The organism is Nocardia sichangensis (genome assembly GCF_047200615.1).
GTDB lineage: Bacteria > Actinomycetota > Actinomycetes > Mycobacteriales > Mycobacteriaceae > Nocardia > Nocardia sichangensis.
The window spans coordinates 149,192-172,918 of sequence record NZ_JBJZOK010000008.1 but is presented as its reverse complement, the minus strand read 5'-3'; the positions used below and the strand labels follow the sequence as shown (position 1 = coordinate 172,918).

The 23,727-nt window shown below is 69.6% G+C and carries 21 protein-coding genes and 1 pseudogene; 18 read left to right on the top strand and 4 right to left on the bottom strand.

Translation table 11 applies throughout. The features are described from left to right. Window positions 1–9: 9 nt before the first annotated feature. The 3 genes from ACL03I_RS13940 to ACL03I_RS13930 all read left to right on the top strand — a co-directional run bounded on the left by ACL03I_RS13940 (window position 10) and on the right by ACL03I_RS13930 (window position 2,474). On the top strand, window positions 10–516 hold the full coding sequence (locus ACL03I_RS13940; RefSeq protein WP_356961700.1) for a DMT family transporter: 507 nt from the start codon (window positions 10–12) through the stop codon (window positions 514–516). 89 nt (window positions 517–605) lie between these two features. After that, window positions 606–1,139: a DUF4334 domain-containing protein gene (locus ACL03I_RS13935; protein WP_355070604.1), complete on the top strand. Its 534-nt coding sequence runs from the start codon at window positions 606–608 to the stop codon at window positions 1,137–1,139. A 108-nt stretch (window positions 1,140–1,247) separates the two neighbouring features. Next, window positions 1,248–2,474, top strand: coding sequence for an FAD-dependent oxidoreductase (locus ACL03I_RS13930; protein ID WP_412806155.1), 1,227 nt, complete (start codon window positions 1,248–1,250; stop codon window positions 2,472–2,474). 3 nt (window positions 2,475–2,477) lie between these two features. Here ACL03I_RS13930 and ACL03I_RS13925 read toward each other — a convergent pair whose 3' ends face one another. Together ACL03I_RS13925 and ACL03I_RS13920 are read right to left on the bottom strand one after the other, a co-directional pair. Next, entirely contained in the window at window positions 2,478–3,644 is a 1,167-nt protein-coding gene (locus ACL03I_RS13925) for a serpin family protein (protein ID WP_412806154.1), read from the bottom strand. A gap of 35 nt (window positions 3,645–3,679) precedes the next feature. After that, complete coding sequence (locus ACL03I_RS13920; RefSeq protein ID WP_412806153.1) at window positions 3,680–4,666, bottom strand: quinone oxidoreductase family protein; 987 nt, start codon at window positions 4,664–4,666, stop codon at window positions 3,680–3,682. Between the two features lie 83 nt (window positions 4,667–4,749). On the opposite strand from ACL03I_RS13920, the gene ACL03I_RS13915 reads away from it, so the two are divergent. Beyond that, a complete protein-coding gene (locus ACL03I_RS13915; protein ID WP_355070611.1) occupies window positions 4,750–5,325 on the top strand; it encodes a TetR/AcrR family transcriptional regulator in 576 nt (191 codons plus the stop codon). 97 nt (window positions 5,326–5,422) lie between these two features. Here ACL03I_RS13915 and ACL03I_RS13910 read toward each other — a convergent pair whose 3' ends face one another. Beyond that, entirely contained in the window at window positions 5,423–6,136 is a 714-nt protein-coding gene (locus tag ACL03I_RS13910) for an HD domain-containing protein (RefSeq protein WP_355070613.1), read from the bottom strand. Window positions 6,137–6,231: 95 nt separating this feature from the next. Next, window positions 6,232–6,858 (bottom strand): alpha-ketoglutarate-dependent dioxygenase AlkB, encoded by a 627-nt coding sequence (locus tag ACL03I_RS13905; protein ID WP_412806152.1) that lies wholly within the window; start codon window positions 6,856–6,858, stop codon window positions 6,232–6,234. Between the two features lie 30 nt (window positions 6,859–6,888). Here ACL03I_RS13905 and ACL03I_RS13900 point away from each other — a divergent pair. From ACL03I_RS13900 to ACL03I_RS13835, 14 genes and pseudogenes are all read left to right on the top strand, one after another. After that, window positions 6,889–7,089, top strand: a pseudogene (locus tag ACL03I_RS13900) (class I SAM-dependent methyltransferase); the annotation flags it as partial. Window positions 7,090–7,496: 407 nt separating this feature from the next. Further along, entirely contained in the window at window positions 7,497–8,129 is a 633-nt protein-coding gene (pyrR, locus tag ACL03I_RS13895) for a bifunctional pyr operon transcriptional regulator/uracil phosphoribosyltransferase PyrR (protein WP_379250969.1), read from the top strand. 40 nt (window positions 8,130–8,169) lie between these two features. Continuing rightward, window positions 8,170–9,129 carry an aspartate carbamoyltransferase catalytic subunit gene (locus ACL03I_RS13890; RefSeq protein WP_412806151.1) on the top strand — a complete coding sequence of 320 codons (960 nt, stop codon included), beginning with the start codon at window positions 8,170–8,172 and terminating at the stop codon, window positions 9,127–9,129. After that, window positions 9,126–10,448: a dihydroorotase gene (locus ACL03I_RS13885; RefSeq protein WP_412806150.1), complete on the top strand. Its 1,323-nt coding sequence runs from the start codon at window positions 9,126–9,128 to the stop codon at window positions 10,446–10,448. The genes ACL03I_RS13890 and ACL03I_RS13885 overlap by 4 nt, the downstream gene beginning before the upstream one ends. Before the next feature lie 38 nt (window positions 10,449–10,486). Further along, entirely contained in the window at window positions 10,487–11,008 is a 522-nt protein-coding gene (locus tag ACL03I_RS13880; RefSeq protein ID WP_412806149.1) for a PH-like domain-containing protein, read from the top strand. Further along, window positions 11,005–12,117, top strand: coding sequence for a glutamine-hydrolyzing carbamoyl-phosphate synthase small subunit (gene carA, locus ACL03I_RS13875; RefSeq protein WP_355070627.1), 1,113 nt, complete (start codon window positions 11,005–11,007; stop codon window positions 12,115–12,117). The genes ACL03I_RS13880 and carA overlap by 4 nt, the downstream gene beginning before the upstream one ends. Continuing rightward, on the top strand, window positions 12,117–15,425 hold the full coding sequence (gene carB, locus ACL03I_RS13870; protein ID WP_412806148.1) for a carbamoyl-phosphate synthase large subunit: 3,309 nt from the start codon (window positions 12,117–12,119) through the stop codon (window positions 15,423–15,425). The genes carA and carB overlap by 1 nt, the downstream gene beginning before the upstream one ends. A 25-nt stretch (window positions 15,426–15,450) precedes the next feature. Then, entirely contained in the window at window positions 15,451–16,275 is an 825-nt protein-coding gene (gene pyrF, locus ACL03I_RS13865; protein ID WP_412806147.1) for an orotidine-5'-phosphate decarboxylase, read from the top strand. A gap of 569 nt (window positions 16,276–16,844) precedes the next feature. Next, the gene (mihF, locus tag ACL03I_RS13860; RefSeq protein WP_028476708.1) at window positions 16,845–17,165 is read left to right on the top strand and encodes an integration host factor, actinobacterial type; all 321 of its coding nucleotides are present in this window, start codon (window positions 16,845–16,847) and stop codon (window positions 17,163–17,165) included. Window positions 17,166–17,173: 8 nt separating this feature from the next. Continuing rightward, entirely contained in the window at window positions 17,174–17,758 is a 585-nt protein-coding gene (gene gmk, locus ACL03I_RS13855; RefSeq protein WP_355070634.1) for a guanylate kinase, read from the top strand. Between the two features lie 172 nt (window positions 17,759–17,930). After that, window positions 17,931–18,206, top strand: coding sequence for a DNA-directed RNA polymerase subunit omega (rpoZ, locus tag ACL03I_RS13850; RefSeq protein ID WP_355070636.1), 276 nt, complete (start codon window positions 17,931–17,933; stop codon window positions 18,204–18,206). A 44-nt stretch (window positions 18,207–18,250) separates the two neighbouring features. Beyond that, the gene (gene coaBC, locus ACL03I_RS13845) at window positions 18,251–19,474 is read left to right on the top strand and encodes a bifunctional phosphopantothenoylcysteine decarboxylase/phosphopantothenate--cysteine ligase CoaBC (protein ID WP_355070638.1); all 1,224 of its coding nucleotides are present in this window, start codon (window positions 18,251–18,253) and stop codon (window positions 19,472–19,474) included. A gap of 229 nt (window positions 19,475–19,703) precedes the next feature. Further along, window positions 19,704–20,915, top strand: coding sequence for a methionine adenosyltransferase (metK, locus tag ACL03I_RS13840; protein WP_355070640.1), 1,212 nt, complete (start codon window positions 19,704–19,706; stop codon window positions 20,913–20,915). An 82-nt stretch (window positions 20,916–20,997) separates the two neighbouring features. Continuing rightward, window positions 20,998–23,361, top strand: coding sequence for a primosomal protein N' (locus ACL03I_RS13835; protein WP_355071045.1), 2,364 nt, complete (start codon window positions 20,998–21,000; stop codon window positions 23,359–23,361). Window positions 23,362–23,727: the final 366 nt, after the last annotated feature.

Below are 23,727 nucleotides of genomic sequence, written 5' to 3'. Positions count from 1 at the left end.
GGATTCTCGATGACGGTTCAGACCGCCGAAAAACCCCGTGCCGCGCTGCCCCGCGTCACGATGGCACTCATCTTCGCGTTCATCCTGGTCGGCGGCGCGCTGCGCTCCGTGGAAGCGGGTTGCCAGAACTCGCTGAAGCTCGCATTGAAGAACGTCTGGCTGTGTGGCGTGATCTCCTACGCCGTCGCATTCACCGGCTTCGCGATCTTCCTCACAGTGGCGCTGCTGGTTTCCAGGAACCGGCCGTGGCCGACGAAGGCCGACATCCGGAGTATGCCCCGCTGGGCGCCCTTCGGTGGCCTGCTCGGCGGGGCCGCGATCCTGGCGATGATCTCCGTGGCCTCCGATGTGGGCGCGGGTACGTTCAACGCCCTCATCATCGCGGGACAGATGTTCGGTGCGCTCACGATCGACCACTTCGGGCTGATGGGATTCCCGCGGCGCACGGTGAGCTCGAAACGCGTCGTCGCCTGCGTCATGATCATCGCCGGGATCTATCTCATGGCGACCTACTGAACATCCGTGCGGACCTGGTCGACAGCGGCGTTCTGAGAGACAGATAGGGTAGCTATCGCAACGTTGCCTCGCTGAGGGAAGTGGGAGACATGGCCGCGAACGAGCTGACCGTGACGGACATCCGTACCGCACAGGAGGCGTGGGCGCTGTTCGACCGACTCCCCGCGGCGCGGGTCGAGGACGTCACGACCGGGCGCTGGCGAGGCGAAGAACTGGACACCGGTCATCCGATGGACGGTGTGCTGGTGGCTTCGGGCTGGTACGGCAAGCAGTTCGACGGCCCCGACAGCGTGCATCCGCTGTTGTTCACCTCGGGCGGCGCGGTGTTCGCCGTCGATCCGCGCCGCGTCCCGGTCGCGTTGGCCGGGCGGGTACCGCTGCCCGGTGTGCGGGCCCTGCGCAAGTTGCTGCCGGTCCTGCGTCCCGCGCTGCGCACGCGCAAGCACACCGCGCGTCTGCGTGAGGTCGAATACCGCGGTGTGACAAGTGCCGCGATGGTCTACGACCACCTGCCGATCATCGATCATTTCCGGCGCGCCGACGAGCACACCCTGCTCGGCGTGATGGATTTGCGTGGTATGGCCGAACCGTATTTCTTCGTGCTGCATCGGGATATCGGCTGAGCCGGTCGGCCGTCGCCGATCCGGGTCCGGCGCCGCGCCCGCCACACTAGGATTTGCGCGAACAGGCGACACCTTGCGGCGATGTGGTGACCGAGGGAGACACAGTCGATGGAGCGCACGACCTGCCTGGTGGTTGGTGGGGGACCGGCCGGAATGATCCTCGGGCTGCTGCTCGCCAGGGCCGGGGTCGATGTCACGGTGCTGGAGAAGCACAAGGACTTCCTCCGTGACTTCCGCGGCGACACCGTGCATCCCACCACCCTCGATCTGCTCGACGAACTGGGTCTCGGCGCGGAGTTCGCGAAACTGCCCGCGCGCAAGGTGGATCGAGTGCAACTGCCGATCTCGGGCGGCCTGCAGACGCTCGCCACGCTGACGCATCTGCCGGGCAGGCACAAGTACATCGCCATGGTGCCGCAGTGGGATCTGCTGGATCTGCTCGCGCGTGCCGCGGCCGACGAACCCACCTTCCGGCTGCGGCTGAACACCGAGGCCACCGACCTGGTCTGGATCGACGGCCGGGTAGGTGGCGTCGCCTACCGGACCGTCGACGGCGCCACCGGCGCGATCGAAGCCGACCTCACGGTGGCCTGCGACGGCCGCGGCTCACTGCTGCGGTCGGCCGCGGGACTGCCGATCCGCACGTGGTCGACACCCATGGACGTCTGGTGGTTCCGCCTGCCGCGCACCGAGATCGATCCCGCGGGCGCGCTGCCGATCGTCAGCGCCCGGCGGGTGGCGGTGCTGCTCGATCGCGGCGACTACTGGCAGTGCGCGACGTTGATCGCCAAGGGCGCCGACGAATCCGCCCGCCGCGGGCCGGTGCGGGACGTCATGCGGAGTCTGGCCGAGGCCGCTCCCTGGCTCTACGACCGGATCGACGCCTTGACCAGCTGGGACGAGGTCAAGTTGCTGGAGGTGAAACTCGATCGGCTGACCAAGTGGTACACCAACGGCCTGTTGTGTCTGGGCGACGCCGCCCATGCCATGTCCCCGGCCGGCGGCGTCGGCATCAACCTGGCCGTGCAGGACGCCGTAGCCGCGGCCAGGATCCTTGCTCCGCCGCTGCTCTCGGGGACGCTCGGCACCAGGGAGTTGGCGAAGGTGCAGCGACGGCGCCGATTCCCGACCGTGGTGACACAGGGAATGCAGCGACTCCTGCACACCGTCGCGGTCGCGCCCGCCCTCGACGGACGAGTCGACATCGCGAGTTCCCCGCGCGCACCGCTGCCGGTCCGCATTCTGCGGCGCATCCCCGTGATTCGCAGCGTGCCGACCTTCTTGATCGCTCGCGGTGTCTTGCCCGAGCACGCCCCGCACTTCGCGCGGCGGTAGCGCTCAGGCCGGCACGTCGGGGGAGGACGTAGGCGCGGTGGCGATCCAACCCGCGACGACCGCCAGACCCGTCGGGCGGTGCACGGCGAGGAAACCGAAGGGCCGGTCGAAGACCACCGAGACGACAGGCGCGTAGTCGTGCCGCAGGACGGCCGCTGCCGCGCGCAACGCGAAGGCCGTCACGGCGGCCGCCTCGAAACCTTCGTGGCCGAACCGGGCGAGCACTTCCTGCGCTCCCTGGCCGACGCACAGTGGGTCCGGGGAGATCGCCGGGAAGTGGCCGTGGGTGCAGTCGGTCGCGGCGGTCAGGCCGAACAAGCCCGGCGCGGTGAGCAGATCGTGGGTGGAGCGGACCTCGAAAGGCGGTAGCTGGACGCGCAGTCGGCCAGTGTTGGGTACCACCGGCTCGGTACGCACGTTCAGGCCCGGTCCCTTCGTGCCGACCGGCAGATCGGAACGGATCGGCACACTGCCGGACAGCGCGGCCAGGCCCGTTTCGAGCACGGCGCCGGGTGCCCCGGTGCCGAGCAGAAGGTGGACGTCGAGGTCGGCGACGCCTTCGACGACCACGCGGGTGACCGGTTCCGATGCGTCCAGGATCGCGGCGTTCGTCAGGTCGCGGCTCGTGCGGGACAACCCGGGTCCGCGATGTCCCCGCCACGGGCCGTCCTCGGGTGCCAGCGTCCCGACATCGAAGGGCGCTTGCCACTTCGTCTTCGCGACCAGCGCGGTGGCGAGTACCAGCAGCGTCTCGGGATCGACCGTGAGGGGAAAGCGTTCGATGAGCCCATCGGTGTGCCGGGCCGCCCAGCTGTCGAGCTCGGACTGCCCGGCCAGCCGCGCGAGCACGCTCTCGGGAAGCGACTGCGACCACGGCTCGTGCAACGGAAGGTCGCGGCGCACCCACACTCCGAGTGCGGCCGACACCGCCTCCGCGCGCTCGAGGTCGTCCAGCAGCCGGAGCGCCGCGGCTTGCCCGTCCGCCGCGGGCAAGCCGGTCGCGGTCGTCAGTTCGTCCCGAGCCGGACCGTCCGCCGCGGAAGCGAGCAGGGCGAGCAGCGGCCATACCCCGGCGCCGGACACCACGAAGTCTCGTTCGCCCGCCGCCGCGCACCACCGTGCGGTGAGCGCGTTGGCGGCGCCGACATGGGATTCCACGGAAGTCCGCACCAGCCCACCCTAGCTACGCCGGGGGCCGCGCGGCGTTATCCGGACACGGCGGAGCCCGGGCGCAGCACGATCTTGCCCAGTACCGTCCTTTCCTCCAACAGGCGATGCGCGCGGCTCGCCTGGTCCAGCGGCAGCACGGCCTCGACCAGCGGGTCGAGGCCGCCCGCCGCCGCGCGGGCCAGAACGGCGGTGCGCGCTTGGGCTACTCGGTTCAGCCAGTCCGGTCCTGCGCAACCGACGAAGGTGAGCCCGCGCATGAGCAGGTCGCTCGCCGACACCTGCGCGGGTGCTCCGGACAACCATCCGTAGCCCAGCATCCGGCCGCGCAGGGGTGTCAGGAGATCGAGCAGGCCGACGGCACTCGCGCCGCCGATCGAATCGAACACCACGTCCACCGTCGCGCCGTCGAGTGTTTCGCGCAGCCGGGTGGTCCAGTCCGGATCGTTGTGGTCGATCATCTCGTCGGCTCCCAGTTTGCGCGCATGGGCGACCTTGTCGGGACCACCTGCGGTCCCGATGACGCGAGCCGCCCCGAATTCTCTCGCCAATTGGGTCAGCGCGCTGCCGATGCCCGTGGCGGCGGCTTCGATCAGGACGGTTTCGATGCCGGTGAGCGCGGCGGTCTCCAGCAGTGGAATCGCCACCGATCCGTTCATCAGCACCGCCGCGGCGTCCACGAAGGACAGGCCGTCCGGAATGGAAACCACGGAATCCGCGTTGGCGGCGACGAATTCGGCGTAAGCGCCGGAACCCTGGGTCGACACGACGACCCGGCGTCCGATCAGCGCCGGATCGACTTGCGCGCCGACCTCGGTGACGACCCCTGCGGCTTGGAAACCGAAAACCAGCGGCAGCGGCGCGCCGACCGGGAACTCCCCGGAGCGCAGCTTGGTCTCGGGGAACAGCACCGGGATCGCCTCGGCGCGGATCACCACCTCGTCCGCGTCTGCCCGTGGCGCCGGGACGTCCGCGGTGACCAGCACGTCCGGGCTGCCCGGCGCCGTCATTACGATTGCCTGCATATGAACTCCATAAGTTGACTGACGGTCCAATTGACTCACCGATGATATGGACCGTCGGTCAACTTGTCTAGAAAGTGGGTGCGATGGGCGACGGACGGCCGAAGGAACGGGCCGACGCGGCGCGCAACCGGCGGGCGATAGTGGACGCCACCTTCGCCCTGTTGGCCGAGCACGGCGCCGAAGCGATCACCATGGACCGCGTCGCGGCCGCCGCCGGAGTGGGCAAGGGCACGATCTTCCATCGCTTCGGCAGCCGGGCGGGACTGTTGCACGAGATGGTCGCGCAAAGCGCGGTCGCGCTCATGGACGCGGTCACCAGCGGCCCGCCACCCCTCGGCCCCGGTGCGCCCGCCGATGCCCGGCTGGTCGCCTACTTCGACGCCATGGCACGGTTGGTGATCAACAATTCCGAGCTGATGGTCGCCTATCGCACCGAGCCGCCACATCCGCGAACCGCCGAATTCCACGCGTTCTGGGACCGCCACATCACCACGTTGCTGCGCGAGGCGCGTCCGGACCTGGACGCCGAAGTTGTCGGGCGGCTACTGCTCGGCGCGCTGAGCGCCGAACTGGTGCCTGCCATGGTCCGCGCGGGCGAGACGGAACGGTTGCTGGCCGCAGTCCGCGAGCTGGTCGAATCGGTGCTACGCGCGCCCTGACGCTCGTGCGGCATCGCGACCGGCGCGTCGGTCCGTCTACGGCTCGACCGTTCGTGTGCGGCACGCGGTTTCGATCCGCTCACACCTCGCGCGGCGATCAGTCCCGCGACAGAATGGCCTCGAACCGTTCGTCGGCTCGGTCGAGCTGATCGAGGATGTGCTGCCGGACGTGCTCGGCCAGCGGCGTGTCCGGCCGGGTGACCAGATCGCGGTACACGTCGGTGAGCGGGCGGTACTTGGCGGCGAGTCTCGCCATCGCGGGGCCGGTGGCGTAGAGGATGCCCACACCGTTGTCGGTGAAGTCGGAGAGCTTGATGACGCGGGCCCACGGGTCCCGGTCCAGATTCGTCGCGACATGCTCGCGGTACTGCGCCTGCCGGTCCCGGGCCGGATCCGGCTCGGGATTGGTCACCGCGGCCACGAGATCGGCCACTCGCGCACCGAACCGATCGGTGAGCGCGCCCAGTGCGGCGTCGACGGTGGGTCCGGGACGATCGGCGGCCAGCTCGGCGGCGTGGTCCTCGACCGCGTCGTGCAACAGCCCCGCCGCGACCACGTCCGGATCACGAACCTCGTAATGGCTGATGATCCGAATCGACACGCGCAGAAGATGACTGAGATAGGGCTCGCGGCCGTACCGATCGTCGCGATGCAGATCGGCCGCGAGATCGAGCGCCGCGGCCAGGCGTTGCGTGTCCGGCAACTCGGCGATTTCCAGCAGTAATCGTTCGCGCAGCCCGGCCTCGCCGTAGACCTCGCTGATCGTGTGCAGCGGCATCACGGCCAAGACCCCCGCCCCTGGATTGCTCATAATGCCAGGCTAACCGGAGCGGGGGACACGTGGCGGACGACGATCACTTCCGACCTCGACGATGGTTCAGCTCGAAACGGTGCGTGGGAGCTGGGTCAGCGGACGCCGCGTGGACGGTACTGGATGCTGATCCGCGGACCGGTGGGCCTGCGCGTCTTGGGCACGGCGTGCTCCCAGGTGCGCTGGCAAGAGCCGCCCATGACCAGCAGGTCGCCATGTCCGACAACGTATTTGATGCTCGGCCCACCGCCGCGCGGCCGGAGTAGCAGCGCCCTTGGCGCCCCGATCGACACGATCGCGACCATGGTGTCGTGGGTGGCGCCGCGGCCGATGGTGTCGCCGTGCCAGGCGACGCTGTCGTGCCCGTCCCGGTAGTAGCACAGGCCCGCGGTGCGGAACGGTTCGCCGAGTTCGCGCCGATAGTGCTCGCTCAGTGCTGTGCGCGCGTCGGCGAGTGCCGGATCCGGCAGCGGTTCGTGCTCCGCGTAGAACCGCAGCAGCCGGGGCACGTCTACCACGCGGTCGTACATCGGCCTGCGTTCGGCTTTCCATGGCACGCCGTCGACCAGTCGGTCGAACAGCGCGTCCGCGCCCGAAAGCCAACCGGGCAGCAGATCCACCCAGGCGCCGTGGTCGAGCGCCGTACGGCGCGCGTCGCGCAGCGGCCCGAGCTCGGTCTCACCGAACCCGTCGAGCAGCGATCCCTGTAGCGGTGTGGACATGCGGCCGAGCGTACCGCTGATCGAACATATGTGCTAGCGGTTTTCGGTCATGGGCCGGTATTGGACGCGGCCGACGTCCGTCCCCTCTGCGCGAGACATGTCGTGGCGGCCGATCTGCGCGGCGACTGGGCGGCCGCGCTGCGCGTCGAGGGGTTTGGCGCCGACGTCCCGACCCACTGGGTCGACGAAGGGGGGCTCGGATATCTACGGCGTGCCGACGCCCTCCGGGTGGTGACCACGCTGACGGAGCTGTCCGCGCCGGAAAGTCGCTTCGGCGTCGGCAAGTTCGACACCGATCAGCACAGCGACCGGTACACCGAGTTGCGGTGGTTGGTCCGGGCCGGGGGAGACGGGCCGAGGGAGCCCAGTGGGCTGGGACCCGGCGCCGAAGAATGGCTCGCCGAGCACGGATGGGCCTGGGACGACTTGGTGGCGCCGCTGGAGCGTCACGCGCTCCTGGGCAGCCGCGATCTCGGTGTATTTCTCGCCGTGCGCCGACAGCGGCCGCTGCCCCGCGCTCAGTGGCCCCGCTCACAGCGCGATATGCCTGGTGAAACCGGGGGTCGGGGCGCTGCTACGCTGCTTGCCGTAAGACATCCTTTAACGGACCGTCCGGTGAGGCGGGGAAGGAGGTCGGCATGGCCGTGCCCGAAGAACGGGCCGCCAAGTCCGGCGCTGCCGAGACATCGCAGCGACATACCCCGGAATGGGTGGCGGCGGGACGAGAGCTGTTGTCGGCTTCGGATGTCGGGCGGACCGTCGCGCGCATCGCGCACCAGATCATCGAGAAGACCGCGCTGGACGCGGGTGAGCCGGGCGCGCCACGCGTGGTGCTGATCGGCATCCCCACCCGGGGCACCACCCTGGCCGCGCGGCTCACCGGCAAGATCGAGGAATTCTCCGGCGTCCGCCCGGCTCTGGGCTCGCTCGACATCACCCTCTACCGGGACGATCTGCGCAGCCGCCCGCACCGGCCGCTGGAGCGCACCTCCGTTCCGGAAGGCGGTATCGAGGACGCGCTCGTGGTGCTGGTCGACGACGTCCTGTTCTCCGGCCGCACCGTCCGCTCCGCGCTCGACGGTCTGCGCGACCTCGGCCGCCCGCGCGCGGTGCAGCTGGCGGTGCTCATCGACCGCGGTCACCGGGAACTGCCGATCCGTGCCGATTACGTCGGCAAGAACGTGCCGACCAACCGCTCCGAGGACATCTCGGTGCTGCTGACCGAACACGACGGCCGGGACGGCGTCTACCTGCACCAGGAGGAGGCGTGATGAAGCTGCCACACGCCCGCTCGCGGCAGGAGGCAGGCGCGTGAGGCATCTGCTTTCGGTCGCCGCGCTCGATCGCGCCGCCGCGAACGAGCTGCTCGACGAGGCCGAGCGGTTCGAACAGGCGCTGCTCGGCCGCGAGGTGCACAAACTGCCCACGCTGCGCGGGCGCACCGTGATGACGGTCTTCTACGAGAACTCGACCCGGACCCGGGTCTCGTTCGAGGTCGCGGGCAAGTGGATGAGCGCGGACGTGATCAACGTGAGCGCGAGCAGCTCCTCGGTCGCCAAGGGCGAGTCGCTGCGCGACACCGCGCTCACCCTGCACGCCGCGGGAGCCGACGCGCTGATCGTGCGGCATCCGGCCTCCGGCGCCGCGCACCAGATCGCGCGCTGGATGGACGAGTGGGCGGTCTCCACGGGGCGCGGCTCCGGCCCGGCGGTCGTCAACGCGGGCGACGGAACGCACGAGCACCCGACCCAGGCGTTGCTGGACGCGCTGACCCTCCGGCAGCGGCTCGGCGACATCGAGGGCAAGCGGGTGGTCATCGTCGGTGACATCCTGCACAGCCGGGTCGCGCGATCGAACGTCTTCCTGCTGGCCACACTCGGCGCGGAGGTCGTGCTGGTCGCTCCGCGCACGCTGCTTCCGGTCGGCGTGGAGAGCTGGCCCGCCCGCGTCTCACACCACTTGGACGCCGAGCTGATCGGCGCCGACGCCGTGCTGATGTTGCGGGTGCAGGCCGAGCGGATGAACGGCGGGTTCTTCCCGTCGGCCCGCGAGTACTCGATCACCTACGGACTCTCCGAACGCAGGCTGGCCCTGATGGAAGACCACGCGGTCGTGCTGCACCCCGGCCCGATGCTGCGCGGCATGGAAATCGCGTCCTCCGTCGCGGACTCGCCGAAAGCCGCTGTGCTGCAACAGGTCACCAACGGGGTGCACGTGCGGATGGCGGTGCTGTTCCGCCTGCTCGTCGGAACCCAGGAGGCAGTGGCATGAGTGGAAGGAACGACGCCATCGTTCTGATCAAGGGCGCGCTGCTGTACGGCGAAGGCGAGCCGGTCGACGTGCTCGTCGCCGACGGCGAGATCCGTCAGATCGGCACCGATCTGGGCGTGGTCGACGCCGAAATCATCGACGCGCAGGGCCAGATCCTGCTGCCCGGCTTCGTCGACCTGCACACCCACCTGCGTGAGCCGGGCCGCGAGGACACCGAGACCATCGAGACGGGTTCCGCCGCCGCCGCGATCGGCGGCTACACCGCGGTGTTCGCGATGGCCAACACCAATCCGGTCGCCGACTCGGTGGTCGTCACCGACCATGTGTGGCGGCGGGGCCGTGAGGTCGGACTGGTCGACGTGTATCCGGTCGGCGCGGTCACCGTGGGCCTGGAGGGCAAGCAGCTCGCCGAGATGGGGACCATGGCCGCGGGCGTCGGGGCGGTGCGCATGTTCTCCGACGACGGTCACTGCGTCTACGACCCGTTGATCATGCGCAGGGCCCTGGAGTACGCGAACTCGCTCGGGGTGCTGATCGCGCAGCACGCGGAGGAGCCCAGGCTGACCAAGGGCGCCGTCGCGCACGAGGGGCCGACCGCGGCCCGGCTGGGGCTGGCCGGATGGCCGCGCGCGGCCGAGGAGTCGATCGTGGCGCGCGACGCCTTGCTGGCGCGCGACGCGGGCGCCCGCGTGCACATCTGCCACGCCTCCACCGAGGGCACCGTGGAACTGGTGAGATGGGCCAAGTCCCAGGGTATTTCGATCACCGCCGAAGTGACCCCGCACCACCTGCTGCTGGACGACTCCCGGTTGGAGACCTACGACGCCGTCAACAAGGTCAACCCGCCGCTGCGCGAGTCGTCCGACGCCGCCGCGCTGCGGCAGGCGCTGGCCGAGGGCATCATCGATTGCGTCGCCACCGACCACGCGCCGCACGCCGAGCAGGACAAGTGCTGCGAGTTCGCCGCGGCGCGGCCCGGCATGCTCGGCTTGGAGACGGCGCTGTCGATCATCGTGCGGACCATGGTCGAGCCCGGGCTGCTGGACTGGCGCGGCGTCGCCCGCGTGATGAGCGAGCGACCGGCCGCGATCGTCGGCTTGGACGAGCACGGCAGACCGCTCGAGGTCGGCGAGCCGGCCAACTTGACGCTGGTCGACCCGGAGGCGAGCTGGACGGTGCGTGGAAAGGACCTGGCCAGCATCTCGAACAACACGCCGTTCGAGGCGATGACCTTCCCGGCCCGGGTGACGGCGACGTTGCTGCGCGGCCGGGTCACCGCCAGGGACGGCAAGGCGCTGGTCGACCGGGCGGAGGCGTAGATGAGCAACCGAGGCGCAGCCGTTCGAGGAGGTTCGTAGTGGAGAGAACACTCTGGGTGGTCGGGCTGCTGATCCTGTTCGCGGCCTGCCTGTGGCTGATGTACCGGGGCTGGCGCAGCCGCGCGGCGCGCCAAGCCGAGCGCGTCGGCACGCTGCCCACCGTGCCTGCGGAACTGGGTGCGCAGGTATTGGAGCCGACCACCGGCCTGTACTTGGGCAGCACCATCGCGCCGAGCTGGCAGGACCGGATCACCGTCGGCGATCTGGGTTTCCGGGCCACCGCGGAACTCACGCGGTTCGAAAAGGGGATTCTGCTCGAACGCGACGGCGCGACGGTGATCTGGATTCCGGACGAATCCATCACCGCAGTGCGCACCGAACGCGGGCACGCGGGCAAAGTGATGACGGAAGATGGTGTGCTGGTCATTCGCTGGAAGCTGCCGACGGGAACCGAGATCGATACGGGTTTCCGCGGCGACGACAAGTCGGTCTACCCGGCTTGGCGCAGGCTTCCCGCGGCGGATCAGAGCGGGACGATGACGGGAGATGACGAGGGATGACAGGAGAAGCAGCACTCGTGCTGGAGGACGGCCGGGTGTTCCGCGGCCAGGCCTACGGCGCCGTGGGCCAGACGCTCGGTGAGGCGGTGTTCTGCACCGCGATGACCGGGTACCAGGAGACCCTCACCGACCCGTCCTACCACCGCCAGATCGTGGTGGCCGCCGCGCCGCAGATCGGCAACACCGGCTGGAACGACGAGGACGACGAGTCCACGAAGATCTGGGTCGCCGGGTACGCGGTGCGCGACCCGGCGCGGCGCGCCTCCAACTGGCGCGCCACCAGGACGCTGCCGGACGAGCTGGAACGTCAGCGGATCGTCGGCATCGCGGGCATCGACACCCGCGCGCTGGTACGTCATCTGCGCACCCGCGGTTCGATGAAGGCGGGCATCTTCTCCGGCGACGCGCTCGCCGCCGCGGACGAGCTGGTGGACCGAGTGAACGGTCAGCCGTCCATGCTGGGCGCCGACCTCGCCGGCGAGGTGACCACCGACGCGCTCTACACGATCGAGCCGGAGGGCGACCATCGCCGCACGGTCGTCGCGGTCGATCTCGGGATCAAGACCAATACCCCGCGCATGTTCGCGCAGCGCGGCATGCGGGTGCACGTGGTGTCCTCGAACACCACGCTGGACCAGATCCTCGAACTGAAGCCCGACGGGGTCTTCCTGTCCAACGGTCCAGGCGACCCGGCCACCGCCGACGCGGCGGTCGAGTTGACCCGCGGCGTGCTGGGCGAGGGCCTGCCGCTGTTCGGTATCTGCTTCGGCAACCAGATCCTCGGCCGCGCGCTCGGCCGGGGCACCTACAAGATGAAGTTCGGCCACCGCGGCATCAACATCCCGGTGGTGGAGCACGAGACCGGCCGGATCTCGATCACCGCGCAGAACCACGGTTTCGCGCTGGAAGGCGAGCGGGGCGAGCGGTTCGACACCCCCTTCGGCACGGCCGAGGTGAGTCACGTCTGCGCCAACGACGGCACGGTCGAGGGCGTCCGGCTGGTCGACGGTCGCGCCTTCTCCGTGCAGTACCACCCGGAAGCCGCCGCCGGACCCCACGACGCCGCGTACCTGTTCGACCGTTTCGCCGGTCTCATGGAAGGAGCCTGATGCCTCGCCGCGAGGATCTCGAGCACATCCTGGTGATCGGTTCTGGCCCGATCGTCATCGGCCAGGCGTGCGAATTCGACTACTCCGGCACGCAGGCGTGCCGGGTGCTGCGGGCCGAGGGCCTGCGGGTGTCGCTGGTCAACTCGAACCCGGCGACGATCATGACCGATCCGGAGTTCGCCGACTCCACCTACGTGGAGCCGATCACGCCGGAGTTCGTGGAGAAGGTGATCGAGAAGGAGCGTCCGGACGCCATCCTGGCCACCCTCGGTGGCCAGACCGCGCTGAACACCGCGGTCGCGCTGCACGAGCGCGGAGTGCTGGCGAAGTACGGCGTGGAACTCATCGGCGCCGACTTCGACGCCATCCAGCGCGGTGAGGACCGGCAGAAGTTCAAGGACATCGTGGCCAAGGTGGGCGGCGAGAGCGCCCGCTCCCGGGTCTGCTTCACCATGGACGAGGTCCGCGATACGGTCGCCGAACTCGGCTACCCCGTGGTGGTGCGCCCGTCGTTCACCATGGGCGGCCTCGGTTCCGGCATGGCCTACAACGAGGAAGACCTCGATCGCATCGCCGGCGGCGGCCTGGCCGCCTCGCCCACCGCGAACGTCCTGATCGAGGAGTCCATCCTCGGCTGGAAGGAATACGAACTCGAGCTGATGCGGGACGGCCGCGACAACGTCGTGGTGGTCTGCTCGATCGAGAACGTCGACCCGATGGGCGTGCACACCGGCGACTCGATGACCGTCGCCCCGGCGATGACGCTCACCGACCGCGAGTACCAGAAGTTGCGTGATCTCGGCATCGCCATCCTGCGCGAGGTCGGCGTCGACACCGGCGGCTGCAACATCCAGTTCGCGGTGGACCCGCGCGACGGCCGCCTGATCGTCATCGAGATGAATCCGCGCGTGTCGCGTTCGTCCGCGCTGGCGTCGAAGGCGACCGGCTTCCCGATCGCGAAGATCGCCGCCAAGCTGGCCATCGGCTACACGCTCGACGAGATCGTCAACGACATCACCAAGGAAACCCCGGCCTGCTTCGAGCCGACCCTCGACTACGTGGTCGTCAAGGCCCCGCGGTTCGCGTTCGAGAAGTTCCCCGGCGCCGACGGCACGCTGACCACCACCATGAAGTCCGTCGGCGAGGCCATGTCCCTCGGCCGCAACTTCTCCGAGGCGCTCGGCAAGGTGCTGCGTTCGCTGGAGACCAAGGCCGCGGGCTTCTGGACCCAGGACGACGGCGCGTGGACCGACGTCGAAGCGATCCTCGAAGACCTGCGCACGCCCACCGAAGGGCGCATCTACCAGGTGGAGCGGGCGCTGCGGCTGGGCGCGAGCATCGAGGACGTCGCCGCCGCCTCCGGCATCGATCCGTGGTTCGTCGCGGAGGTGGCCGGTCTGGTCGAGTTGCGCCAGGAGATCCTCGACGCGCCCGTGCTGGACGAACCGCTGTTGCGGCGGGCCAAGCACTACGGCCTGTCCGATCGTCAGCTGGCCGCGCTGCGACCCGAACTGGCAGGGGAGAGCGGTGTGCGCGCCCTGCGCCACCGGCTCGGGGTCCGCCCGGTCTTCAAGACGGTCGACACCTGCGCCGCCGAGTTCGAGGCCAAGACCCCGTACCACTACTCGGCCTACGAACTCGATCCCGCGGCCGAGTCCGAGGTGGCGCCGCAGCCCGACCGCGAGAAGGTGATCATTCTCGGGTCCGGGCCCAACCGCATCGGCCAGGGCATCGAGTTCGACTACTCGTGTGTGCACGCGGCGCAGACGCTGTCGAAGGCCGGATACGAGACGGTGATGGTCAACTGCAACCCGGAGACCGTCTCCACCGACTACGACACCGCCGATCGCCTCTACTTCGAGCCGCTGACTTTCGAAGACGTGCTCGAGGTCTACCACTCCGAGTGCGAGTCCGGCACCGTCGCCGGTGTCATCGTGCAGCTGGGCGGGCAGACCCCGCTCGGCCTCGCGCAGCGGCTCACCGCGGCGGGCGTGCCGGTGGTCGGTACCAGCGCGGCCGCGATCGACCTGGCCGAGGACCGAGGCGAATTCGGTGACGTGCTGGTCGCAGCCGGTCTGCCCGCGCCGAAGTACGGCACCGCGACCACCTTCGCGCAGGCGCGCAAGATCGCCACCGACATCGGCTACCCGGTGCTGGTGCGCCCCTCCTACGTGCTGGGCGGCCGGGGTATGGAGATCGTCTACGACGAGAATTCCTTGGAGGGCTACATCTCCCGGGCGACCGAGCTGAGCCCGGAGCACCCGGTGCTGGTCGACCGGTTCCTGGAAGACGCGATCGAGATCGACGTCGACGCGCTGTGCGACGGCGAGGAGGTCTACCTCGGCGGCGTGATGGAGCACATCGAGGAGGCGGGCATCCACTCCGGTGACTCCGCCTGCGCGCTGCCCCCGATCACCTTGGGCCGCAGCGATATCGAGTCGGTGCGCCGCTCGACCGTCGCGCTCGCCAAGGGTATCGGCGTCCGCGGCCTGCTCAACGTGCAGTACGCGCTCAAGGACGACGTGCTCTACGTTCTGGAGGCCAATCCGCGCGCGAGCCGGACGGTTCCGTTCGTGTCGAAGGCCACCGCGGTGCCGCTGGCCAAGGCCGCCGCGCGGATCATGCTGGGCGCCACCATCGCCGAACTCCGCAAGGAGGGCATGCTGCCGAGCGAGGGCGACGGCGGGCACGTCGCGCTGGACGCTCCGGTCGCGGTCAAGGAGGCCGTGCTGCCGTTCCACCGCTTCCGGCGCGCCGACGGCAGCGGCGTGGATTCGCTGCTCTCGCCGGAGATGAAGTCGACCGGCGAGGTGATGGGCATCGACGCCGATTTCGGCACCGCCTTCGCCAAGAGTCAGACCGCCGCCTACGGCTCGCTGCCCACCGAGGGCACCGTGTTCGTCTCGATCGCCAACCGGGACAAGCGCGCGATGGTCTTCCCGGTGAAGCGCCTGCACGACCTCGGCTTCCGCATCCTCGCCACCGAGGGCACGGCGGAAATGCTGCGCCGCAACGGGATTCCGTGCGAGCAGGTGCGCAAACACTCCGAGGTGGGGCCGGACGACGAGCCGACGATCGTGGAGCAGATCCGCGACGGCGAGGTCGACATGGTGTTCAACACGCCTTACGGCAACTCCGGTCCTCGCGTGGACGGCTATGAGATCCGCAGCGCGGCGGTCGGGGCGAACATCCCGTGCATCACCACCGTGCAGGGTGCGGCGGCCGCGGTGCAGGGCATCGAGGCCAGCATCAACGGTGGCATCGGCGTGCGGTCGCTGCAGGAACTGCACTCGGTGCTGCGTGGGTGAGCCGCGACCGGACGGAACGGGTGCGATGAAGACCTTCGGCGACCGCCTGCGGCACGCGATGCGGCAACTGGGGCCGGTGTGCGTCGGCATCGACCCGCACCCGGAACTGCTGCGGTCCTGGGGACTGACCGAAGACGTCGAGGGACTCGAGCGGTTCGCCGAGATCTGCGTGGAGGCGTTCGACGGCCTCGTCGCACTGGTCAAGCCGCAGGTCGCGTTCTTCGAAGCCCACGGCTCCGGGGGCATCGCGGTCCTGGAGCGCACCATCGAGGTGCTGCGGGCCTCGGGAACCTTGGTGCTCGCCGACGCCAAACGCGGCGATATCGGGTCCACCATGGACGCCTACGCGCGGACCTGGCTGGCCGACGGCCCGCTCGGGTCCGACGCGGTCACGGTCTCGCCGTATCTGGGCTTCGGTTCGCTGGCACCGGCGCTGACGCTCGCCGAGGCAGGCCACCGCGGCGTCTTCGTGCTCGCGGCGACCTCGAACCCCGAGGGAGCGCAGGTGCAGCGGGCGGTCGCTGCGGACGGCCGCACGGTCGCGCAGACCATGGTCGACGAGGCGGCGGCGCGCAACGCGGGCGGGGAGTTCGGTTCGGTCGGCGTTGTGGTCGGCGCCACGCTCAGCGAGGCGCCCGATCTCTCCGCGCTCAACGGCCCGATCCTCATGCCAGGGGTCGGCGCCCAGGGCGGCGGCCCGGAAACCATCAGGGAGCTGGTCCCGGAGGCGATGCTCTCGGCCGTCGTGCCGAATGTCTCGCGGGAGGTGCTGAGGGACGGGCCCACCGTTCCGGCACTGCGTGCCAGAGTGCACGGTTTCCAAGACGCGTTCGCGTTCCTCCAGAAATGACCGCGAAAGGCCGGCGCATCCGCGCCGGCCTTCGTCGTTTCCGTCCCTCGAGCGTGCAGGTGTTCGCACACACGTGCCCTTTAGCGGGGCCTGTGCGCGCTGCTGCGCTGATTTCGGGGCCGATCGGTGCACGGGATGGGCACACGCTCCTGGACCGACGTACAGGGCCGGTATCCGGCACCGGATGCCGGTCATGGCGGCCGAAACGGCTCGGATGTGACGCCCGACACGCGCAAAAAACTCGCGACACGCGGAGAATTTCCAGAAAGTTCCTGGTAGGGCGCGTGAGGGGTTGCTGGAGAGATGCGCTGCCGTCTCGCAACCCTTCCGCAAACCATTCGGTTTGTCGAAAACGCCCTGCTGGCGGCACATTTCGCTGATTCGGTATCGCGATGCGCTCGATGGCGCGGGCGGCACCGGCGCCGGGCCGCCGTGGTGCGGTCCGTATCCGGAATCATGCGCTGACCTGGGGGGTGGGTTCGCAATCGGCGGACGTCGTGGGTACGGTCGCTGAGACTGCCGGGTTACCGGCAGGAGTTGAATGCAATGAACGATGAGACGGAGGAACCGTGGCCCTTCCCCAGCTGACTGACGAGCAGCGCGCCGCTGCTTTGGAGAAGGCGGCTGCCGCTCGCCGCGCTCGGGCGGAGCTCAAGGAGCGCTTGAAGCGTGGCGGCACCAACCTGAAGCAGGTGCTCACCGACGCCGAGACCGACGAGATCCTCGGCAAGATGAAGGTGTCGGCGCTGCTGGAGGCCCTGCCGAAGGTGGGCAAGGTCAAGGCGGCGGAGATCATGAGCGAGCTGGAGATCGCCCCCACCCGGCGGCTGCGCGGACTCGGCGACCGGCAGCGTAAGGCGCTGCTGGCCCGGTTCGACTTCGACGCCTGACGACGAGGGTGATCGAACACACGCGGAAGGGTCGACTGGTCGTACTGGTCGGCCCCTCGGCCGTGGGCAAGTCCACCGTGGTCCGCTGTGTCCGCGAACGACTGCCCTACCTGGTCTTCAGCGTGTCGGCAACGACCCGGGCCCCGCGGCCCGGGGAGGTCGACGGCCTCGACTACCACTTCGTCTCCCGTGCGGAGTTCGACGCGATGATCGAGGCGGATGAACTGCTCGAGTGGGCGGACATCCACGGCGGGTTGCAGCGTTCGGGCACCCCCGCCGGGCCGGTGCGCGCCGCGCTGGCGGAGGGCCTTCCGGTACTGGTCGAAGTGGATCTCGAGGGCGCGCGATCGGTGCGCCGGGCGATCCCCGAGGCGATTCTGGTTTTCCTTGCCCCGCCGAGCTGGGACGAGTTGGTGGCGCGACTGACCTCGCGCGGCACCGAGTCGCCCGAGGTGATCGAGCGTCGCTTGGAAACGGCCAGGATCGAGCTGGCGGCCTGTGACGAGTTCGACATAGTTATCGTCAACGACGAGGTGACCAGCGCCTGTGAGCAGTTGGTATCGTTGTTCGTTAGCACAAATTCGAGTTCGTGACCCCCACCTGCGCATGAGCGATCAGGCCCGGAGGAGGTAGCCTGCGTATTCACGTAGGGCCTTCGCGCATGCGCAATCCACTCCGGCATGAGTGACCAGGCCCGGAGGCGGCACGCCGCCGCACTCGCAGGGCCCCTCGTTCATCCGACCGACCACAGCAGGAGTCTTCCTAGTGACGGACACCAAGACCGCGCCCGCTTACGACACGCCGGTCGGCCTCACCAACCCGCCGATCGACGAGTTGCTGGAGCGCACGTCGTCCAAGTACGCCCTGGTCATCTACGCGGCCAAGCGGGCCAGGCAGATCAACGATTACTACAACCAGCTCGGCGACGGCATCCTCGAGTACGTCGGCCCGCTGGTCGAGCCGGGTCTGCAGGAGAAGCCGCTGTCGGTCGCCCTGCGCGAGATCCACTCCGACCTGCTCGAGCACTCCGAAGGCGAGTGAGGCGAACCCCGGTTCGCCGTGACCACTACTAGGCCGGAGGCGTAGTGACCACAAGGATCGTCGTCGGTGTAGCCGGAGGCATCGCCGCCTACAAGGCGTGCTCTCTGGTCCGGCGATTCACCGAGACCGGACATGACGTCCGGGTGATCCCCACCACCTCGGCGCTGGAGTTCGTCGGCAAGGCGACCTTCGAGGCACTGTCCGGGAACCCGGTGCACACCGGCGTGTTCTCCGACGTGCCCGAGGTGCCGCATGTTCGGCTGGGCCAGGAGGCGGACCTCGTGGTCATCGCCCCGGCGACCGCCGACCTCATGGCCCGCGCCGCGTCCGGCCGCGCCGACGACCTGCTCACCGCCACGCTGCTGACGGCCCGATGTCCGATCTTGTTCGCGCCCGCGATGCACACCGAGATGTGGGAGCATCCGGCGACCGTCGCCAACGTCGCGACCTTGCGCGCCCGCGGTGCGATCGTCATGGAGCCCGCGGCGGGCCGGCTCACGGGCGCCGACACCGGCCCTGGACGGCTGCCCGAGCCCGAGGAGATCTTCGGCCTCGCGTCGCTGCTCATGGAGCGTGCCGACGCGATCCCGCGGGATCTGGCGGGCCGCCGGGTCGTCATCACGGCGGGAGGCACCAGGGAGCCGCTGGATCCGGTGCGTTTCCTGGGCAACCGTAGCTCCGGCAAGCAGGGCTACGCGCTCGCGCGGGTCGCGGCCCAGCGCGGCGCCCACGTGACGTTGATCGCGGGCAACACGATCGAGATGGCGGCGCCCGCCGCCGTCGACCTGGTGCACATCACCACCGCCGAACAGCTGAAGACCGCCGTCGACAAGCACGCCGTCGGCGCCGACGCGGTGATCATGGCCGCGGCGGTCGCCGATTTCCGGCCGACCAACGTCGCCGCCGCCAAGATCAAGAAGGGTGCAGGCGAGCCCGACGTCATTCCGCTGACCAAGACCGATGACATCCTCGCCGGCTTGGTGCAGGCGCGCCGCGACGGACAGTTGCCCGGCACCGCGATCGTCGGTTTCGCCGCCGAGACCGGTGACGAGCACGGCGATGTTCTCACCCACGCGCGGGCCAAGCTCGCACGCAAGGGGTGCGACCTGCTCGTGGTCAACGCGGTCGGCGAGGGCAAGGCGTTCGAGGTGGACACCAACGACGGCTGGCTGCTGGGCGCGGACGGCACCGAACAGGCGCTCGATCACGGCTCCAAGGCGTTGCTGGCCAGCCGTGTGCTCGACGCGCTGAGCGTGTTGCTGCGCTGAGCCGGGCCGCGTCCCTGCCAGGATTGCGATCCGGTCCGTCGTTCGCGACGCCGTCATCAATTCGGCACCGGCACGACACCGGGAGTTCAGCTGTCCGGGATGGCCGCGGCGTTGAGGTCCGCCCTGTCGGTGATTTGGAATAGGCTGAGATATAAGGGTTGCGCAGTCGCGACATCGCGTTACTGTCGCAAGCCGATACGAGTAACCCGTTGAGGGAGAGGGAAGAACTGTGCGCACGTCCGGGAGCCGGCTTTTCACCAGTGAGTCCGTGACCGAAGGTCATCCGGACAAAATCTGTGATGCCATCAGCGATTCCATTCTCGACGCGTTGCTCGCGGAGGATCCGCGCAGCCGGGTCGCGGTGGAAACCCTCGTGACGACCGGCCAGGTCCACGTCGCGGGTGAGGTCACCACGTCGGCGTACGCCGATATTCCCCGAATTGTCCGGGAAAAGGTCCTGGAAATCGGATATGACTCGTCGGCAAAGGGATTCGACGGAAATTCCTGCGGTGTGAATATCGCGATCGGCGCGCAGTCGCCGGATATCGCGCAGGGTGTGGACACCTCGCACGAGGCGCGCATCGGCGGCTCCGACGACGAGATCGAGCGGCAGGGTGCGGGCGATCAGGGCCTGATGTTCGGTTACGCCACCAAGGACACCCCCGAGCTGATGCCGCTTCCGATCGCGCTCGCGCACCGGTTGTCGCGCCGCTTGACCGAGGTGCGCAAGACCGGCGTGCTGCCCTACCTGCGTCCGGACGGCAAGACCCAGGTCACCATCGAGTACGACGGTGATCGCCCGGTCCGCTTGGACACGGTGGTCGTCTCCACCCAGCACGCCGCCGATATCGACCTGGACAACCTGCTCGCGCCCGACATCCGCGAGAAGGTCCTCGACGCGGTGCTCGCCGACCTCGAGCTGCCCAGCCTGGACATCTCGGATATTCGCCTGCTGGTCAACCCCACCGGCAAGTTCGTGCTGGGCGGCCCGATGGGCGACGCGGGCCTGACCGGCCGCAAGATCATCGTCGACACCTACGGCGGCATGGCCCGCCACGGCGGCGGCGCTTTCTCGGGCAAGGACCCGTCGAAGGTGGACCGCTCCGCCGCCTACGCCATGCGCTGGGTCGCGAAGAACGTCGTCGCGGCCGATCTGGCCGACCGCGTCGAGGTCCAGGTGGCCTACGCGATCGGCAAGGCGGCTCCGGTCGGTTTGTTCGTCGAGACCTTCGGCACCGAGAAGATCGACCCGGCGCGCATCAGCACCGCGATCACCGAGGTCTTCGACCTGCGTCCCGGCGCCATCATCCGCGACCTGGACCTGCTGCGTCCGATCTACGGGCCGACCGCCGCGTACGGCCACTTCGGCCGCACCGACGTGGACCTGCCGTGGGAGCACACCGACCGCGCCGACAAGTTGCGCGCCGCCGTCGGACTCTGACCTCGATCAGGTCCGAGTGAACGAACCCGCGGCGGACACCCCCGCCACCGAGGCGGACCGTCCGGCCGCGGGTCCCGCGGGCGTGGAGTTGCCGATCGCCCGGGTGCTTCCGCTGCTCTCGCCCGCGCATCTCGACCGCGACTTCGACTACTTGGTGCCTCCCGAGCTGGACGAACTCGCCCAGCCGGGGGTCCGGGTGCGGGTCCGTTTCGCCGGTCGGCTGGTCGACGGCTATCTCCTGGCTCGATCGCGGCACAGTGACCACGGCGGAAAGCTGGTCAAGCTGGAACGCGTCGTCTCCGGCGAACGCGTGTTGACTCCCGAAATCCTGGAGCTGGCCGGCAAGGTCGCGGCCCGATATGCGGGGACGCGTGCCGATGTCCTGCGTCTGGCGATACCACCGCGTCACGCCCGCACCGAGACCGGTGGCGGGAAGAAGTCCGCTGCGGCCCGAGCCGATTCCGCGAACGAGAACCCCGCCACCGCAATTGGTCCCGTGCGGTCGGACGTGGCGAGTTCCGTGTCTGCCGGAGAGTTGCCCGTTGCATCGCCGGAATCCTCTGACCTGCAAGCCGATTCGGCCGATGTGAGCAGCGCGGCTCCGAAAAGTGGTGCTGCGGCGGAACCGGATTCGAAGCGCGATAGCCCTGGCGTCGGCCGACATGTGCCCGCGCCGGAGAGCGACGAGAAGCTCGATGCCGAGCCGTCCGCACGTGCGCATCCGAAGCTCGGGCCAACCGGCGCGGGGGACTCGGGCGGTGCAGGGGAGACGAGCGGCGACGCCGAAGACCGAACCGCCTCCGTCGATTCGGAGTTTCCGGCCATAGATCTCGCGCCTTGGGAACGGTACGTCCACGGGGCGGCGTTCGTCGCCGCCCTCGGCCAGCGGAAAGGGGCACGCGCGGCCTGGCAGGCACTGCCCGGTGAGGACTGGCCACGACGGCTGGCGGAGCTCGCCGCCGTGGTGGCGCGGCAGGGGCGCAGCGCGATCCTCATGGTCCCCGACCAACGCGACCTCGACCGGGTCCTGGCGGAATGCGTTGGGCTGGTGGGGGACTCGGCAGTCGGGTTGTCCGCCGGTCTCGGTCCAGCGGCTCGGTACCGGCGGTGGCTCGCGGTGCTGCGCGGTTCGGCGCGAGTGGTGGTGGGCACGCGCAGCGCCGTGTTCGCACCGGCATTGGACCTCGGGCTGATCGCGTTGTGGGACGACGGTGACGACACCTACGCCGAACCGCGTGCGCCGTATCCGCACGCGCGTGAGGTGGCGATGTTGCGGGCGCACGAAACCGGTGCGGCCTTCGTCGCGGCGGGTTTCGCGCGCAGCGCGGAGATCCAAGCGGTGGTCGATTCGGGTTGGGCGCACGATCTGGTCGCCGATCGTGCCGTGCTGCGCAAGGCCGCGCCGCGCATCAGCGCCCCCGGCGACAGCGATATCGCGCTGGAACGCGATCCGGTCGCCCGTGCTGTCCGAATTCCCGGCGTCGCCTTCGCGGCTGCCCGCGCCGCGCTGAAGGAAGGCGCGCCGGTGCTGGTACAGGTGCCGCGTCGTGGGTACATTCCCGCCCTGGCCTGCGGGAAATGCCGTACTCCTGCTCGATGCCGACACTGCAGCGGACCGCTCGCGCTGCCGGAAGCTCGGGGACCGCGCGGATCGGCCGCCGACCCCGGCGCGGCCGCGCAGAGTCCCGCTTGCCGTTGGTGCGGGATCACCGAGACCGCGTTTCGTTGTACCACCTGCGGGTCGCGCGCACTGCGCGCCGTGGTGATCGGGGCGGCGCGCACGGCGGAGGAGCTCGGCCGTGCGTTTCCCGGCGTACCGATCCGTGCTTCCGGCGGCGGCACCGTGCTCGACACTGTGGAGCCGGGCCCGCAAGTGGTCGTCGCTACGGTCGGCGCCGAGTCGGTGGTTCCCGGCGGCTACGGCGTCGCGTTGTTGCTCGACGGCTGGGCGCTGCTCGGCCGAGCCGACCTGCGTGCCGCCGAGGACGCGCTGCGCCGCTGGATGGCCGCCGCGGCGCTGGTCCGCGCGCACGGCCAGGTCATCGTCGTGGCCGAGCCGTCCATCCCCACCGTGCAGGCGTTGGTCCGATGGGATCCGGTGGGCGCCGCGCGCGCGGAGGTCGCGGCGCGGGCCGAGGTCGGCTTCCCGCCTGCCGTCCGTCTCGCCGCGATCGACGGCACCGCCGACACGATCGCCGAACTGCTCTCGGCGGCGGACCTGCCGGATACGGTCGACCGCCTTGGACCAGTGCCGCTGCCGGACGGCGCCCGCAAACCGTTCTCCTCCGGCGATGCGCCCGCCGAAGTCGAACGCCTGCTGCTGCGGGTCGAGCGGCGCTCCGGAGCGGCGCTCGCGCGTGCCCTGCGCGCGGCTCAGGCGGTTCGCAGCACGCACCGCTCGGACGCCCCCCTGCGCGTGCAAATCGACCCGGTCGACATCGGCTGACGGCTACCGGAGTGCGTCCACCGCTGCCTCGTCGGCATGGGGCCGCGATAGTGCCGCCGGGCACCCGGGCTGTGTCGCGAGGAGGTCGGCGTACTCGGACCGAGGGAAGGAGGGGGACCGCTCGGTGCACCTGATGTCGTCCGCTCGTCACTCGGCATATCGCGGCGAACCGGCCGCAACGGACCCGCGATCGGATCGCGTCGCTTCATGGCCGACTGGGCAAGCCCGTCGCGCGCCGGGGCTGTCTATGCCGCCCGTTGCCGGAGGCTTCGCTACCCGGGTGGACTGCCCTCGTTCTTGCCCAACCCGGGTGAGCGTGATCGCCTCGGCGTGTCCGGCCAGTGAAACGCCGAAGCCTGCGATCAT